General features: G+C 46.3%; 13 protein-coding genes. 8 read left to right on the top strand and 5 right to left on the bottom strand.

The window, feature by feature from the left end; genetic code table 11:
* Positions 1-96 precede the first annotated feature (96 nt).
* Both MKY35_RS19490 and MKY35_RS19485 read left to right on the top strand, forming a co-directional pair.
* A complete protein-coding gene (locus MKY35_RS19490; protein ID WP_342444598.1) occupies positions 97-2,343 on the top strand; it encodes a methyl-accepting chemotaxis protein in 2,247 nt (748 codons plus the stop codon).
* 126 nt (positions 2,344-2,469) lie between these two features.
* The gene (locus tag MKY35_RS19485) at positions 2,470-4,245 is read left to right on the top strand and encodes a penicillin-binding transpeptidase domain-containing protein (RefSeq protein WP_342444597.1); all 1,776 of its coding nucleotides are present in this window, start codon (positions 2,470-2,472) and stop codon (positions 4,243-4,245) included.
* Here the strand turns inward: MKY35_RS19485 and MKY35_RS19480 are convergent.
* Complete coding sequence (locus tag MKY35_RS19480; RefSeq protein ID WP_342444596.1) at positions 4,233-5,387, bottom strand: AI-2E family transporter; 1,155 nt, start codon at positions 5,385-5,387, stop codon at positions 4,233-4,235. The genes MKY35_RS19485 and MKY35_RS19480 overlap by 13 nt on opposite strands.
* 179 nt (positions 5,388-5,566) lie before the next feature.
* Between MKY35_RS19480 and MKY35_RS19475 the strand changes: the two genes are divergently transcribed.
* On the top strand, positions 5,567-6,952 hold the full coding sequence (locus MKY35_RS19475) for a polysaccharide deacetylase family protein (RefSeq protein ID WP_342444595.1): 1,386 nt from the start codon (positions 5,567-5,569) through the stop codon (positions 6,950-6,952).
* Between the two features lie 99 nt (positions 6,953-7,051).
* On the opposite strand, the gene ilvD is transcribed toward MKY35_RS19475, so the two are convergent.
* The 3 genes from ilvD to MKY35_RS19460 all read right to left on the bottom strand — a co-directional run bounded on the left by ilvD (position 7,052) and on the right by MKY35_RS19460 (position 10,544).
* A complete protein-coding gene (gene ilvD / locus MKY35_RS19470; RefSeq protein WP_039272868.1) occupies positions 7,052-8,740 on the bottom strand; it encodes a dihydroxy-acid dehydratase in 1,689 nt (562 codons plus the stop codon).
* A 344-nt stretch (positions 8,741-9,084) separates the two neighbouring features.
* Positions 9,085-9,333, bottom strand: coding sequence for a general stress protein (locus MKY35_RS19465; protein ID WP_023989894.1), 249 nt, complete (start codon positions 9,331-9,333; stop codon positions 9,085-9,087).
* Between the two features lie 176 nt (positions 9,334-9,509).
* Positions 9,510-10,544, bottom strand: coding sequence for an acyltransferase family protein (locus MKY35_RS19460; RefSeq protein ID WP_039272871.1), 1,035 nt, complete (start codon positions 10,542-10,544; stop codon positions 9,510-9,512).
* A 313-nt stretch (positions 10,545-10,857) separates the two neighbouring features.
* Between MKY35_RS19460 and MKY35_RS19455 the strand changes: the two genes are divergently transcribed.
* The 4 genes from MKY35_RS19455 (at position 10,858) to mgrA (ending at position 14,269) form a co-directional block, all read left to right on the top strand.
* Positions 10,858-11,664, top strand: coding sequence for an alpha/beta fold hydrolase (locus MKY35_RS19455; RefSeq protein ID WP_342444594.1), 807 nt, complete (start codon positions 10,858-10,860; stop codon positions 11,662-11,664).
* A 14-nt stretch (positions 11,665-11,678) separates the two neighbouring features.
* Positions 11,679-12,449 (top strand): HAD family hydrolase, encoded by a 771-nt coding sequence (locus MKY35_RS19450; protein ID WP_342444593.1) that lies wholly within the window; start codon positions 11,679-11,681, stop codon positions 12,447-12,449.
* On the top strand, positions 12,446-13,186 hold the full coding sequence (locus MKY35_RS19445) for an NAD-dependent protein deacylase (RefSeq protein WP_342444592.1): 741 nt from the start codon (positions 12,446-12,448) through the stop codon (positions 13,184-13,186). The genes MKY35_RS19450 and MKY35_RS19445 overlap by 4 nt, the downstream gene beginning before the upstream one ends.
* 84 nt (positions 13,187-13,270) lie before the next feature.
* The gene (gene mgrA / locus MKY35_RS19440) at positions 13,271-14,269 is read left to right on the top strand and encodes an L-glyceraldehyde 3-phosphate reductase (protein WP_039272878.1); all 999 of its coding nucleotides are present in this window, start codon (positions 13,271-13,273) and stop codon (positions 14,267-14,269) included.
* Between the two features lie 126 nt (positions 14,270-14,395).
* Here mgrA and MKY35_RS19435 read toward each other — a convergent pair whose 3' ends face one another.
* Positions 14,396-15,262, bottom strand: a complete 867-nt coding sequence (locus tag MKY35_RS19435) for an AraC family transcriptional regulator (protein WP_342444591.1) — start codon at positions 15,260-15,262, stop codon at positions 14,396-14,398.
* Between the two features lie 219 nt (positions 15,263-15,481).
* Here MKY35_RS19435 and MKY35_RS19430 point away from each other — a divergent pair, with 219 nt between their 5' ends.
* Complete coding sequence (locus MKY35_RS19430; RefSeq protein ID WP_341071153.1) at positions 15,482-16,660, top strand: galactokinase; 1,179 nt, start codon at positions 15,482-15,484, stop codon at positions 16,658-16,660.
* The last annotated feature ends 1 nt before the right edge of the window (position 16,661 follow it).

The following is a 16,661-nucleotide window of genomic DNA, read 5'->3' as shown; positions in this document are numbered from 1 at the left end:
CCTTGTCGAATAGTTCCGATAGAAGTTATATAGATAATAGATACATAATGGATGACGTGGAATTAGAAACTAATTATATGGTGGTAGGTGAGAGGAATGGGTTTACGGAAAAAAGAGGGGAATACAGTAAAAAGGCAACCCAAGAAAACGGATCAAATGCAGGGTTTGAAAGACAGTAAAGCAACGGATAAAGGGGAACAAGCGGTTGCGGTGTCTTCGAAGGTTGCGCCCTGGTTTGCTAAGGCGATTCGTAAGGGTACACACAATTTAAAGCGTTTACTTAAGCCGGAAAGGTACAGTAAAGATTTCATGCATTTGGTCAAAAACTATAATCCGATACGTTCGGTTGGAATGAAGTTGTTTCTGATCTTTTTTGCGGCAATTATGTTATTTGTGGTCAGCTTGGGGATGCTCTCATACTACAAGGCTAAAAGTACGATTGAGCAAAACGCAGCTACGGCTTATCAGCAGACCGTTCAGCAAACTTCAGAAAAGCTTGACATTATTCTAGAGCGCTTTCAAGACACATCGACACAGGTATTTTTTGATACTGAATTAAGTGATCAGTTGCAAAAGGCTGTAAAGCAAGATAAAAATCCCTTTGCATCTTTTGTTGCTATGGGCGAAGTAAACAAGAAATTAACGAATATTGCTTTTACGAATAAAGCGATTGATTCATTGTACTTGTACCCGGAAGAAACCAAGTTTGCTGCTATGGGCACCGGAACACAAAAAGATGTACGGCAGGAAGCATGGTTTAAGGATATTTTGAAAAACAAGGGAATTGTTTGGTTACCTACGCAGGTGAATGACAATGGCAGCAAGACCTTTCGCCTAGCACGCTCCATGAACAGTATGTCTGGGTTGGGAGGGACTTACGTTCTGGTTATGGATCTAAAGTCCAGTGCGGTGGAGGACGAGTTGAAAGGTGTTAATTTGGGCTCAGGCAGTATGATTAGCCTTGTGACAGACAAGGGTGAGTTTGTAGGTTCTAACAATGAGAGCTTGGCAGGAGGAAAGACAAAGCTGGATTACGTTTCCAAGCTTGAAGGAATTGAAGGAAATCAAATTATGGAGCAGGTTGCAGATGGCAAAGAGCAAAATGTGCTTACGGTTCATAATACGCTGGGAACTTCCAAATGGATTCTCGTGGGTGTAGTACCTGTATCTGAGCTGGTGAGAGACGCTAAGAGGATTCTAACCACGACCTGGATATTTGCTGCAGTGGCTGCACTCATTGCATTGTTCATTGGCCTGTGGATCGTGCGCCTCGTGGCTCGTCCATTGACACACCTGAAGGATTTAATGGTCGAAGGCGCCAAAGGTAACTTGCAAATTCGAACGAACTATAAGGCTCAGGATGAAATTGGGCAGTTGTCAGAAAGCTTTGATATCATGATGGAGCAAATTACATTGCTGGTAGAGCAGACGAATGCCTCAGCTCAGGAGGTTCTGAAAACAGCGACGGAACTAGGTGATGCCTCGAAGAAGACAGCCATTTCAGCCAAAGAAATTGCAGCAGCAACGGAAGAAATTGCTCATGGCGCCGCCAGTTTGGCAACAGAGGCTGAACGTGGCAGCGGACTAACCGGGAGTATATCTCAGCAAATGGATACGGTTATGGCTTCCAATCATGAAATGAGTCTGGTCGCACAAGAAGTTGAACAATCCAGTGAACAAGGGACAGTTCAACTGAAAACTCTATTGAGCAAGACTAAGGTTACGGAAGAAACTACGCATGCTCTGGTAGGCAAAGTAGATGAACTGAAGAAGACAACTTCCGATGTCTTTAAGGTGCTGGACGTATTACAGGATATTGCTAAACAAACGAATATTCTATCACTGAATGCGACGATTGAAGCAGCACGAGCGGGGACGGCTGGGCGTGGTTTTATGGTGGTAGCCAATGAGGTTCGGCAGTTGGCTGAACAATCACGTCAAGCTATTCGCACAGCTACGGGTATTACTAATAACATCGTCAATGAGATGAATGAAACGGTACAGGCATTATCTGAGGTGTACCCGCTGTTCCGGGAGCAGATGGGAGCCGTGCAGGAAACGACGGATATTTTCCAATCGGTGCAGCAGCAAATGGGAGAGTTCGCGCTTCGGTTGGGAACGGTCACCGCCTCCATTCATCATCTGAGTGAATCACAGACCACATTGTCCGAGGCAATGACCAATGTAAGCGCGGTAGCTGAGCAATCCTCGGCCACTTCACAGGAAGTCGCTTCACTCAGCACTGAACAGGCCAATATTGGTAATCAACTGGTAGGTTTGTCGGATAAGCTGGAAGGAGTATCAGTGAACTTGAAGGAACAGCTTTCGCGGTTTACGGTGTAGATATAACTAAACCATGGGAATCAGGATTGTCACTGATCTCCGTGGTTAACCCATTCAACGTTAAAAGTTGAGTGGGTTTTCTTTTTCAACTACAGGACATACTACTGGAAAAAAGATGAAAGAAGGATGGGTGTGCCGAGGCGTGGTAGCAGTTTCATACGAAAACGTCGAATTGCATATATGGCCTTGGGGGTGATGGCGCTACTGCTGATTTTATTATTCCGACTGGCTTGGCTTCAGGGGACAGCGGGCATTCATATGTCCGTTTATGGGGGGCATTCGCTTAAGGAAATGTCAGCACGTCAGCGACAGGAGGGCATTTCTATCGACTCTGGACGTGGACAGTTTACGGACCGGCATGGGCGACCCTTGACTGGCGGAGTTGTATGGACGCCAGTACTTTTTCCCGATGTAGATGGCAAAGCGGCTTTACATGGCGAAGAACTGGCCGAGCTACTGCGTACGAATAAGAAGCAACTACTGACACGATGGAAAGGGCTGCAATCCCCGCTCATATGGCGAGATGGGCGCGGAGAGCCCGTACAAATCAATCCGCACGAAGCAGGCAAGCTGCTGAAGTTAGCCCCTTCGCTTATTGAGCTTGTACCTTATGCGAAACGTTACAGGGATTTGCCCAATGGCAGGCAATGGCTTGGCTTTTTGTATGAACGTGCCGACCGAGCGAGTGAACTGCCGATGGGGGCCGCCGGGCTGGAAAGAACGCTGGAGCCGTTGCTGAGCGGCATCGGTGAAACGTTCGTCTCCCGATTTGTAGATGCACAGCGTCGTCCATTGATTCATGTACCGCTGCGTGTCAGTGCTCCATCCAATGGTCACTATCCTTTACAAGTGCAGACTACAATTGATCTACCTATACAGGAACAGATTGAAAAGCTGACGGAATCTAGTCATTTGGCAGAAGGGGCGGTGGTAGTGCTCGATGCAGGCAACGCGGACGTACTGGCGATGGTGTCTCGCCCTTTTTATAATCCCGGACATGTTGATCCGCAGCAAAAAACAGACTGGTCTAATCGTGCCCTCAAGGCGATAACGCCCGGTTCCATTTTTAAGCTGGTTACGGCTGCTGCTGCACTTGAATCAGGTGTTGTTCAACCACAGGAACAATTCCATTGTCATGGAACTTATGGCAGGTACGGTTTGGCTTGCTGGAAAAAAGAAGGACACGGTACCCTGAACCTGGAGGAAGGGCTTGCCGTGTCCTGTAATAGTGTGTTCGCTCATCTCGGCGAACGGCTTACTCCTGGGCAAATTCAGGCCACAGCCTCTGCACTGGGATTGAGTCGAACTGTGGGCTGGCAGGAGCAAAATCTTGCAGGGCTGCCTCAATTCAGACCGCTAGATCACGAAGAAAAGGGAGCCGTATTCGGCTCCCTTACGAATGCATCTGATCCGGGCGTACGTGTACAGACAGCTATCGGCCAACGTGATGTGCTGGTGACGCCTCTCCAAGCTGCCAATCTCATCGTCACCTTGCTGCATGATGGTCAAGTACATGCACCACGCCTCGTCAAACGCATCAGTTATGCAGATGGTAGCACCTTACTGGAACTACCTACTCACGCTGCACCTTCACCTGAGGGTAGCCGCTTGATTCATACATCGACGGCTCGCACGCTTCGTGAAGCAATGGAAAAGGTTGTAACACAGGGGACTGGTGCCTCGTTGCGTAATAAATCATGGAATCTGGCCGGCAAATCAGGTACGGCCCAAGCTTTGAAGAACGGTCAACCTATAAATCACCAGTGGTTTATAGGTTATGGTCCGATAGAGCGGCCTCGTTATGCGGTCGCCGTCCTTGTGCAAAATGCTTCAACAGATTCTACAAATCAAGCTACAGCACTGTTTGGTCAAGTGATGGATCTGTTAGCTCAATCCTCTTGAGTACCACGAGTAGCTTCACGATCCTCCTCCTGGATTTTTACGATAAACGGAGGCTCGTCAAATTCCTCTGTCGGAAACCGAATCCATTTCTGTAGATAGCCTTGCTGCCACAATTCCTTGAGCAAAATGATCAGAATGGGTGACAGGATTAAGCCGGCTAGTCCAAAGATGGACAACGATATAATGGCAAAGGAAAGCATCAGATAGGCAGATGAAACACCGATGGAATTACCAGTGATTTTAGGCTCTGCCAGCTGGCGGACGATCACCGTGACAGCCATGACAATAAGCAGGCCTACAGCCAGGCCGGTATTGCCTGTGATGAACAGATACACTGCCCACGGAATAAAAATAACAGGCACACCCAACAAGGGCAGGATATCAAACAAAGCTGCCACGAGCGCCAATGAGAGGGCATTATCCACTTGCAAAATGAGTAAACCTATAAATACGAGAACAAAGGTAATCCCTACCAGTAGAGCTTGAGCCTTGAGAAAAGCGGAGATAGCTTTAAGTACGTGATTTTTCAGAAAAAGATAAGCAGTTTTTAGTGTCTTGGGTGTTTTACTACGGGCAATGCTCTTCCAAAGATTAATTTCCATACTTAAAAAGAACGCTAAAATGATTGCAATGGCAAAGTTGCCCATAAAAACAGTGAAAGAACTGAGGAACTGTATGAAAAAGGATAAGCCTAGCTGTGCCCATTTCGTAGCAATGGTGGTGGCAGTCGCAAAATATTCATTCACACGTTCGGTAACACCCGGAGGTAAAGCAGCGATTTTATCTTGAGAAAGATGAAGATACCGCGTGAATTCCGCTTGGATAATCTGAGTATACTGTGGGAGGTTTTGCGCCACTTTCGTAAATTGCGTAACCAGAATCAGACCCAATCCGAAAAAAATAGCAAGTAAAAGGATGATAAACAGCAATACGGAGAGTGCGGAGGCAAAAGGTTTTTTCATTCCTTTTCGATGAAAATAACGGGCAGCAGGTTCAATGCACCAGAACACGACGAACGAAAGGAACACAGGTGCGGCAAGTTGATACAGTTTGCTGGATACGAACATAATTAAATACACGGTTAATACGATCAAACCGATATCAAAAACGGTACGCCAATATTTTTTGTACAATGGAAGCATATGGATACAACGACTCCTTTTAGATTTTTATTTATTGTACACTAAATTGGACCTCAATGCTGACCATATGAAATAGCGAAATCTCGGCATGTTTACGTCATTGTGATAACATATAAGTAAGTGAGTTTTCCTCAGGAAGCCTGCTTGGGGAGTTCAGAATAGAAAAGTGGGGATAAAACGTGCAGACTTTGCTGTTATGGATGTTTTACATTTCAACTTTTTATGCTTTTATTCCGGCGCTGGTTAGTCGTATATTTGGTTTCCGGGTGTTCAGGCGCGGCAAAAGTGAACAAGAATATGCGCTCACCTTTGATGATGGCCCTGATCCAGTGTATACATCGCAGCTGCTTGATTTACTGAAGCGTTTTGATGCCAAAGCTACTTTTTTTGTTGTTGGGATAAATGCAGAAAAACACCCTGAGCTTCTGAAACGCATGCATGATGAAGGTCATCTAATCGGTATTCATAATTATGTGCACAAATCGAATTGGCTTATGCGGCCTGTTACTGTTAGAAGACAAATTGCCCAGACAGAGTCAGTCATTCGTCGAGTAACTGGCGAGGGAACGACCTTTTATCGCCCACCTTGGGGGATAGTGAACTTCTTTGATATTTCCAACACCAATGGTCGTCGAATCGTATTATGGTCTTCCATGTTCGGGGACTGGAAGGCAAGCATTGGAGCGAAACAATTGGCAGAGAGTATGCTTAAAAAGCTAAGGGGTGGCGAGGTAATGCTGCTCCATGACTGTGGTACGACATTGGGGGCAGACGCGGAAGCGCCACAGAATATGCTAATCGCACTGGAGAAGCTACTGAGGGTCGCCCAAGAACGACAATTACGCAGCGTGCGGGTGGATACATTGTTTTGCCGTCAGTCTGTCAATCAACCTACTGCCTCCGAGATGTCCAGTACGGGTTGGTATAAAAGAACGCTGGTATTTGGATGGCTTCAGTATGAGCGTCTATTTCATGTTTTGTTTCGTCTTCGTCCCGTAAGTCAGGAGGATACGATCTTTTATTATCGTCGCCGTATCTATCATGGGCCAAATGTAAATATGGAGAACAGCAGGTGGCTAAAAAAAGGGGACCCGGTAATCGAACTTCATTTTGATAATAAAAAGTTGTTCCAATTGGGTTCGACGGCAAAGTCGATGGTACATCTAGCTATTCAATTAATTCGGATTGTAAAAAAACAACTTCCTGATCTGACCCAACGCATTGTACATGATTCTGAAATGAAAGGTGTAAAGGCGATCTATGCAGTAAGTATGATTCATCGGGGACCAGAGAAGTTGGGATTTCAAATTCGAGAGCTTCCCAAAGGATTGTTTAAGCATGTGTCCACTGTATATCTTAAGCTGTTATTTCGTGTTATCCATCCTTCGGGCTTAGAGAAATTGAGTGAAAAAAAAGATGTAATGGTACCGAAAATAATTGTGATGCCACTGGATACCTTGTTTGAACGTTTTCATCAGGGAGACTCACACCGCTCAAACGAAGCTCTTGAGCAAACAGCTCAGAGAGATGATGTCCATGCACTCAACAGCGAGCTGACTGAATAGGCTAACCCTGACGACCTAATAAAAAAGCCTCTCGATCCTTTGTTAGGGATCGAGAGGCTTTTTAGCCGTTCATAAAGTAGTCCTATCTTAGCAAAGCATTTAGATTTTCATAATTCCGCCGTTACTTGCGTTCGTCACCAGCTTGGAATAACGCGCCAGGTAACCCGTTTTCACCTTCGGCTCAAAGCCTTTCCAGTTGGCGCGACGACGTTCAAATTCTTCGTCCGTAATCTGGAGCTCAATCTTACGATTGTTCAAGTCCAGCTCGATGATATCGCCGTCCTCAACAAAAGCGATAGGTCCGCCTTCTGCAGCTTCGGGGGAAATATGACCGATGGAGATACCACGGGAAGCACCTGAGAAGCGCCCGTCTGTAATCAGGCCAACCTTAGCACCAAGCCCCATACCCACGATTTGTGAAGTTGGAGCGAGCATTTCAGGCATACCAGGTCCGCCTTTTGGACCTTCATAACGGATAACAACCACGTGTCCTTCATTAATTTTACCGTTGGCGATACCTGCCAGTGCATCTTCCTGTGAATCAAAGCAGATAGCAGGACCTTTGTGATAACCACCAACCGAAGGATCAACTGCACCGACTTTAATGATGGAGCCTTGTGGTGCCAGATTACCGAATAATACAGCCAGACCGCCACGTTCGGAATAAGGGTTGTCCAGTTTGTGGATGACGTTAGTATCCAGAATTTCCTGACCCTCTACGTTTTCACGAATGGTTTTTCCGGTTACAGTTATACAGTCTCCATGTAGTGCGCCCGGTTTCTTCAACAATTCATTCAGTACTGCGCTTACGCCGCCTGCATTATGAACATCCTCAATATGATAGTCGGAAGCAGGTGCCAATTTGGACAAATGAGGTACGCGGTTTGCGACTTCATTAATACGTTCGATAGGGTAGTCAACTTCTGCTTCATGGGCAAGTGCCAATGTATGCAATACTGTATTTGTGGAACCGCCCATTGCCATATCCAATGCAAATGCATTATCAATAGCTTCTTTAGTCACGATATCACGTGGTTTAAGATCCAGCTTAATCAATTCCATCAATTGGCGTGCAGATTGTTTAACGAATTCTTTACGTTCTTCTGCTACTGCGAGAATGGTGCCGTTACCCGGCATAGCCAGACCCATTGCTTCTGCGAGACAGTTCATGGAATTCGCTGTGAACATCCCTGAACAGGAGCCACATGTCGGACAGCCATATTGTTCTAATTCAAGCAAGCTTTGATCGTCGATTTTACCAGCCTGATATGCACCTACGCCTTCGAAGACGGAGGTCAGGGAAATAGAGCGTCCGTTCTTGTCTTTACCAGCTTTCATAGGACCGCCGCTGACGAAAATAGTTGGAATGTTAACGCGCAATGCGCCCATCATCATGCCAGGGGTAATTTTATCACAGTTAGGAATACAAACCATGCCGTCAAACCAGTGAGCGGACACGACAGTTTCTAGAGAGTCAGCTATAATTTCGCGACTGGGCAGAGAATAACGCATACCGATGTGGCCCATGGCAATGCCGTCATCTACACCAATGGTGTTAAACTCAAAAGGTACACCGCCTGCGTCACGAATGGCTTGCTTGACAATTTTGCCAAACTCCTGCAAATGGACGTGGCCCGGTACGATATCAATATACGAGTTACATACCGCAATAAACGGTTTGTCAAAATCTTCTTCCTTGACACCCGCTGCGCGCAGCAAGCTGCGGTGAGGAGCGCGATCAAAGCCTTTTTTAATCATATCGGAACGCATTTTCGTCTTAGCTGTCATGATGCTGGTTTCCCCCCAAAGTATAAAAATAGTATGGCGTTCAATGGACGCCGTGATAGCGCAGATGTTTTCTAAAGAGTCTATCATAGATGTGAGCTTTTTTCTACATATATGAAGATATTGAAAAAATACAAGAAGTGTTCTGTAATCAACAATATATAGACATGAGCAGTTTTATTTCTCTATATATTGCATTTAGAAGAGGTTTTAATTTGAATCTATTAGAAATATCTATACTGATAGGTTTGTGTATCAGGGAAAATATGAAAGAGCCCATACCGCAATAAAGCAGATGGGCTCAGCTTGTTTATATGTTAAAGGAGGGCGGAAGAGGACATTACACCTTAATTTCTGCCACCTTTACGACCGATGTCTCTATAGAAATTTTTGTCGTGCGACTCAGCTGTAGCATCGCCACCCTTTTTGCCGATTTCCTGATAAAATTCTTTATCGTGAGAGTTTGCGGTTGCTTCCCCGCCTTTTTTACCAATCTCCTGATAAAATTCCTTATTGTGCTTCTTGGAAGTAGCTTCTCCACCCATACGACCTGCCTCTTCGCGACTCATTTTCCCCTGATTTTGATTACGTGCCATTACAAATCACTCCTTAATAAAAAAGTTGTTTTTTGTTGCGCGCATCCTTTACTTACCACGTCACGCCTGTATGAAACAGGCTCCAAGTGGAGTAAAGAGGGGGTAGACTCGCTTACATGTTGATCTGTAAGTGGGTTGTGGCGTGTTCAATGTTAAATAAAAAATGGATAAAAAAATTACGCGGACCGTCTAAAGGGATAAGGAGCTGGCTTTAGCATCCACTCTACCTGTGGCTCAATCAGAGGTCGTGTTGCAGTTCGAACCCAAGGCATGGTCAACATACAGCACAGACCAGCAGCACACACTACAATCAACATGACTTCCACTGGAGTGTCTATATATTCGTAGACTCCCTTCGCAACGACGGTACGGACGATCAAGCCATGCAGTAAAAAGACATATAGTGTCCGTCTTCCCATCTCGGTTATACGTCCTGTGACAGCTGGAACAAAGCTTAGGAACGCCATGGATGCTATCCATTGAACTCCATAAATGCCGATGCGGTAAATTCCTGCGTACCATTCGGTATGGCCCAATTCACCGTAAGTCATATTGCCATACAGCCAGCCTGCCGGGATGTCGAAATACGACGTTCCCGCCAGTACCATAAGCAGAAGAGATATAAAGCCAGCGATTATGCGGACTGGAGCTGTGAAGAACCGCCGAACGTCCGCATAATTCAAATGATAACCTGCTACAAAGTAAGGCAAATAAACAAAGGTTCTGCATACGCTCAGCCATATACCATCCACAGGGAGATACCCGACGAGGATACCGAGCAGCACGGATATACCCAATTGGAGGACAGGTGGTATTTTCTGAAAAGACAGCATTAGCAGTCTCCAACAGATATGGCTGGCAAGGAACCAGAGTAGCAAATAAGGAGCAAAGAACGAATGATGGATATGGGGAACGTGGAAGAGCGCAACATCCAAGATCGAATAGAGCGATTGAAAAATAAGATATTGCATACCGATCTGAAGCAGAACTTTTCGGCCTGCAGATCCGGTCAAAGATGTTTGGGCAAAGTAGCCTGTAACGAGTACAAACAATGGCATATGAAACATGAATATCCAGCTGAACCATTGTTGAGCAATATGAAATGAACCGACTAGAGGCTCCAGAGCATTTCCTGCAAATACGCATATGATCAACAGAAATCGCAAATTGAGAAAGAAGCTTTCCCCTTGTACATCATGGCTTGTCGTCATGTGTTTCCCTCCGAGCGGCTTCTGCCGAATAAACTATTTAAAAAATAATTCTTTACAAGGAACAAGGTACGATACTCTGGACTTTATCATTGTGATTTTATTCACAATAGTAAGCGTTATCATAACCTTATTGTGTGGCGAAAGCTTGAACACCGGACAAAGACGGGCTAATACCTGGAAATGTATGCTGATTTGACCCTGTGTGTGCAACGATGTTACCCTAACAAGGCTATAGTTACGCTGAGAATACAGCGGCACATTTTATATTCAAATTACGAATTACGAGGTACGAAAGGCGAAAGGGACTTTTACAATGAGAAGAAGAACAAGAAGATCATACAATTCATATGGGACACGTGGTCCTCGGAGAATATGGAAAGTTCTCTTAGGCATCCTGATTATTATTGCACTGATAGCAGGGTGGGGAGCATGGAAGGTATTTACGCCTTATCAGCCTGACGAGACGGCGGCGGCTGCATTAGCCGAAGTAGCGGATGCTGTGAAAGTAAATGAACAAGAACATTGGGTTAGTTTTGAGCCTGTAAAAAGAAGCGGAGCTGGAGTCATTTTGTATCCAGGGGCGTTGGTGAAGCCCGAAAGCTATGCGCCTTTGGCACGCCGTCTGGCGGAAAAGGGTCATCATGTGATTATTGCAAAAATGCCACTCAACCTTGCATTGATCTCCCCGGATCTAGCGAATGAAGTGCTAAAGGCATATCCGAAAGAAGCGTTTGTTATTGGAGGTCATTCGTTAGGTGGAGTGATGGCGGCTCGATATGCAGCTGCGCATCCTGATCAGGTCAAAGGTGTATTTTTCCTTGCCTCCTACCCGGATAACAAAGGAAATTTAAAGGATAAAAATCTGCCTGTTATTTCTCTACTGGGAAGTGATGATGGAGTCGTCCAGATGGAAAATGTCCAAAGTGGTAGAACTTATTTACCAGCCAACACGCTGTATTTTACAGTCGAAGGGGGTAATCATGCTCAATTCGGCAGTTATGGTGCCCAAAAAGGGGATAATCCTGCAAAAATTAGCGCTGTCGAGCAATGGAATCAGACGGTAACGGCTTTACAGGACTGGATGAAAGAAAGTGTGGATGTGGCTCCTAAGAATCAGTAAAGGAGGTATGCTGCATGTCTGAGCTGATCGTGCAGGGGGAGCGGTACCCATGCCGTGGTATTCTATTGGATAAAGATGGAACGTTGCTGGATTTTATTCAGTTGTGGGGCCCCTGGGCTCGTTCTATACTGGATATGATGGAGCAGCATCTTGCCGTGGCGGGTGCCGGTTTTACGGTGGAAAAAGGTACCGTTCTAGGTACTGTTCACGATCAGGAGGGGCGTGTGATCGGTTACGATCCTTCTGGCCCGCTGGCCATGGGGACGGTGGACGAAAGTACAGGGGTACTGGCTTGGCAGCTTTATACTGCTGGTGTACCGTGGAATGAGGCTGTGCGGCTTGTCCGCGACTTTAATAAAACGGCGATGGCTGATATTCGGCGACATCGGGCAGCGAAGGTGTTTCCAGGGTTGCGGACGTTGCTTGAGCAAAGCCGCCATGCCGGGCTGAAACTAGCGGTTGTGACCTCTGACAGTACAGAGGCTGCACAGGAGCATTTGGAGTGGATGGGGCTGACATCCTATTTTGACGAGGTCATCGGACACGATAGGGTTACATACGGTAAGCCTGACCCGGAAATGGCTGAAAAAGCCTGCGCATTACTAGGATTGTCGCCGGCGGACGTGGTAGTCATCGGAGACAGTAATGGGGACATGCAGATGGGCAAACGTGCCGGAGTGCGGCTCGCTATTGGATTTGCGCCAGAAGCAGAACGTTCTGGTCATTTACTGGATGCGGATAAGGTTGTTCGTAGATATGAAGAACTGGAGGTGCGTAGGGTATGAAAGTTAATACGTTGGCGGAATGGATACAGCAATCGCAGAATGTTGTTTTTTTCGGCGGAGCAGGCACATCGACGGAAAGCGGTATTCCGGATTTTCGTTCGGCAGCAGGCCTGTATCAAAGTGAGGAGAAATTGCCTTATTCCCCTGAGGTTATGCTGAGCCGTTCATTTTTTGTGAAGCATCCTGAGGTGTTCTTCGACTTCTATCGCAGCAAAATGCTGCATCCCGATGCGGAGCCGAACGGTTGTCATCATTTCCTCGCGTCATTGGAAAAACAAGGCCGTCTAAAAGCGGTTGTGACCCAAAATATTGACGGTTTACATCAGGCTGCCGGCAGTGTGAATGTATTGGAACTTCACGGCTCAGTGCATCGGAACCACTGTATGGAATGCGGACGCTTTTACAGTCTAGATGAAGTGATGAACAGCTCTGAGGTTGTACCCAAATGTCCGATAGATGGAGGAATTATTAAACCGAATGTCGTTTTATACGAGGAGGAGCTGAATCAGGATACCATTATTCAATCCGTTCAGGCTATTTCGCAGGCTGATCTGCTGTTAATTGGAGGAACGTCGCTGACAGTACATCCCGCTGCGGGCTTGATTACTTATTTTCGTGGTAAACATACGGTGCTGTTGAATACAGATCCGACCTCGTATGATCATAAGGCGGATCTTTTAATCACTGATCCAATCGGTAAAGTTATGGAAAAACTTGCTCATCAATTAGGTTTGTAATCGTTTTCTTGTCAACGCCTGGATAAAAGCGCTATGATGATGTTGTGATGGACATTACAATGTTTCGAGAGAGGCTGGGATAGCATGGTTTATTTAGCTGGCGAAGATCGTTATGAAAGTATGAAATATAACCGTACAGGGAGATCAGGTCTAAAACTGCCCGCTATTTCGCTGGGCTTGTGGCACAATTTTGGCGGGATTAACAACGCGGAGAATGGCCGTAGCATGATTACCCGCTCCTTTGATCTGGGAATTACGCATTTTGATTTAGCTAATAACTATGGCCCTCCTGCGGGATCAGCTGAGGAATTTTTTGGACAAGTTTTAGCCAGTGATATGAAACCGTACCGGGATGAGTTGGTCATCTCCACCAAAGCGGGCTACAATATGTGGGCAGGGCCTTATGGAGACTGGGGATCTCGCAAGTATATGATATCTAGTCTGGATCAGAGCCTGAAGCGGATGGGGCTGGACTATGTCGATATATTCTACTCTCACCGATTTGATCCTGATACGCCGCTGGAAGAAACGATGGGAGCACTGGATCATATCGTACGTTCTGGCAAAGCGCTGTATGTGGGTGTGTCCAATTATAGTGCGGAGCAAACAGCGGAAGCAGCTCGCATTCTGAAGGAACTGGGAACACCGCTTCTGATTCATCAGCCGAAATACTCCTTGCTTGACCGCTGGATTGAAAATGGATTACAAGATGTACTGGACGAAAACGGGGTAGGCAGCATTGCCTTTTGCCCGCTGGCGCAGGGATTGCTGACCAATAAATATTTGAACGGAATTCCTGAGGATTCACGTGCAGCGAGTACATCGGTTTTCCTGAATGAGAACCATGTGACGCCAGAGACACTTCGCAAGGTACGCGCCCTGAATCAGATGGCTGCTGCACGCGGGCAAAGTTTGGCTCAATTCTCGCTGGCCTGGGCTCTGCGCGGCGAACGTCTGACCTCTGTCTTGATTGGGGCAAGCCGTGTAAGCCAAATTGAAGAAAATGTTGCTACCTTATCCAATCTGGACTTTTCTCAGGAGGAACTGGATCGGATTGATTCGATTCTGAATGCCGGGAACTGACAGGACGGCGGCACAGCCTAATGGCGAAAGTTAATTTGTAGTCATCGGCCTAATTTCGTGTTCTCTTATACAATATAAATTAACAGCCCGTATCCGTTTGAAGGATGCGGGCTGTTTAAGTCTGTTTTACGACTGTGGATACTGCTTAACCTTGCTTCGGTACTCGGTTGGAGACTGGCCACAGAAGCGCTTGAATTGACGTGAGAAATATAAGGCATCAGTTAGTCCGACCGAAGCGGCCACTTGCTCTACCGACAGTTCAGGACGCTCACGCAGCAGTTGACGTGATTTGTCAATTCTTAGCTTAAGCAGATAGGTGACGGGGGAGATGCCCGTTTCCTTTTTGAAAATCCGGGACAAATACGCACGGTTATAACCAAGTCCTTCAGACATTTGCTCAATGGAAACGGGATGTGCGTACTGAGTGGACATATATTGCACCATCTGCTTGACTGTACGTTGAATTTGCGAATCCGCCCCGGACGGATCAGTCCAGTCGCTCAGGTAATTGCCTGCTTCCCCCATAATCAGATACAAATAGCCCAAGGCTGATAAATGAGAACTAGATTTTCTGCTATAAAAGGCCAATTGCATTTGCTTCAAATAACCGGGGATGGGACTTTGATCGGAAGCATGGAAGACAGGCTGGTGAACACGCAGCCCTGCCTCCTGCACCACCTGCTCAGTATGGTGTCCAGTAAACGCAGACCAACGATAACGCCACGGTTCCTCTTCATCAGAGGTATAGCTCACCAGCTGACCAGGATGGATAAGGAAAAAATCGTTTACTTCAAGCTGATATGTGTGCTGTTCCGTTCGGAAGATGCCTTTGCCCGATTCTACAAAGTGAAGCAGATAGTAATCATAGATTTTCGGCCCTACGGCATGACCGGATTTGGTTTGGCTCTCTCCTGCAAAAAGCACATGCAGTGGGCTATTTTCATAAAACACTGGATTAGAGGCGACAGCATAACTATATGAATGCGCTTGCAAAATAGGGTCATCCTTCCTGCATTTGTGAATAGTTTAGCGTATGCGGTATACTTACATTGTACATATCCAAGTCACATTTATCCATAGCTTAAACACATGGATGCATTACATTGTGTGACGCTTTCATTTATACTGAAATCATAAGAGATGTCAACCTGATTAAGATGTTACAGGGAAATCAGGTGGCCTTTACTAACGGTATACGAGGTGGATGCGGATATGAACTCTACTGAATTAAAGAAACATTTTATTAAAAAATATGGTGAAAGCAGCAATGAACTGCGGATATTTCATGCACCTGGACGTGTCAATCTGATTGGAGAGCATATCGACTATAATGGTGGTTATGTACTCCCGGCTGCGCTGGAATTTGGAACGACGCTGATCCTTCGTGCGCGTAATGATGATAAGATTCATTTTGCTTCGACAAACCTGTCGTATGAAGTATCTATCTCCCGCGGAGAAATAGGTAAAAACAAAACGGATGAGTGGGTGGACTATCCGGTGGGCGTGTTGGTAGAGCTAGCTGATAAGGGAGTTTATCCGTCTAAGGGATATGACCTGCTCTATCACGGAGAAATACCGAACGGTGCTGGATTATCCTCTTCAGCCTCCATTGAGGTTGTTACAGGATACGCGTTCCTCACTATTGAAAAACAGAAAACAGATACGGTCGAAATCGCTTTGTTGTCCCAGCGAGCAGAAAACAATTACGTTGGTGTCAATTGCGGCATTATGGACCAGTTCGCTGTAGCGAACGGAGCAGCTGATCATGCAATTCTACTGATGTGCGATACGTTGGATTACCGCAAAGTTCCATTCCGTACGGGAGATTATAAGTTGGTGATCGGCAATACAAATAAGCGTCGCGGTTTGGTGGACTCGGCCTATAACGAGCGTCGTAGCCAATGTGCCGAAGCACTGTCCATTTTGCAGCAGCAGGAGCCGTCACTGGAATACCTCGCTCAGCTGGATGAGACGCGTTTCGGAGAGCTTCAGCACCACATCACGGATGAAACAGTGCGTCGGCGGGCACAGCATGTGGTGGAGGAAAACGCTCGTGTATTGGCCTCTGTCGATGCTCTCGCGGCGAATGAACTTGCAGCTTTTGGTCAGTTAATGAATGCTTCTCATGATTCATTACGCGATTTGTATGAGGTCAGCTGCACGGAGCTGGACGTCATGGTTGAAGAAGCCCGACGCATTCCTGGCACGTTGGGTGCTCGTATGACAGGAGCTGGATTTGGAGGTTGTACGGTTTCGTTGGTTCATGAGGACGATGTGGAACGTTTTGTGAAGGAAGTCGGCGAAGCTTATCAGACCCGCACAGGGCTGGAAGCCAGCTTTTATGTATGCAAGGCAGGAGACGGAGTTAAAGAACTGAAGGAGGACGAATAAC

This window comes from Paenibacillus sp. FSL L8-0638, from assembly GCF_038593075.1.
Taxonomy (GTDB): Bacteria; Bacillota; Bacilli; order Paenibacillales; family Paenibacillaceae; genus Paenibacillus; species Paenibacillus polymyxa_D.
Note: the sequence above shows the minus strand (reverse complement) of the source record. Positions and strands in the feature narration are given on the sequence as shown.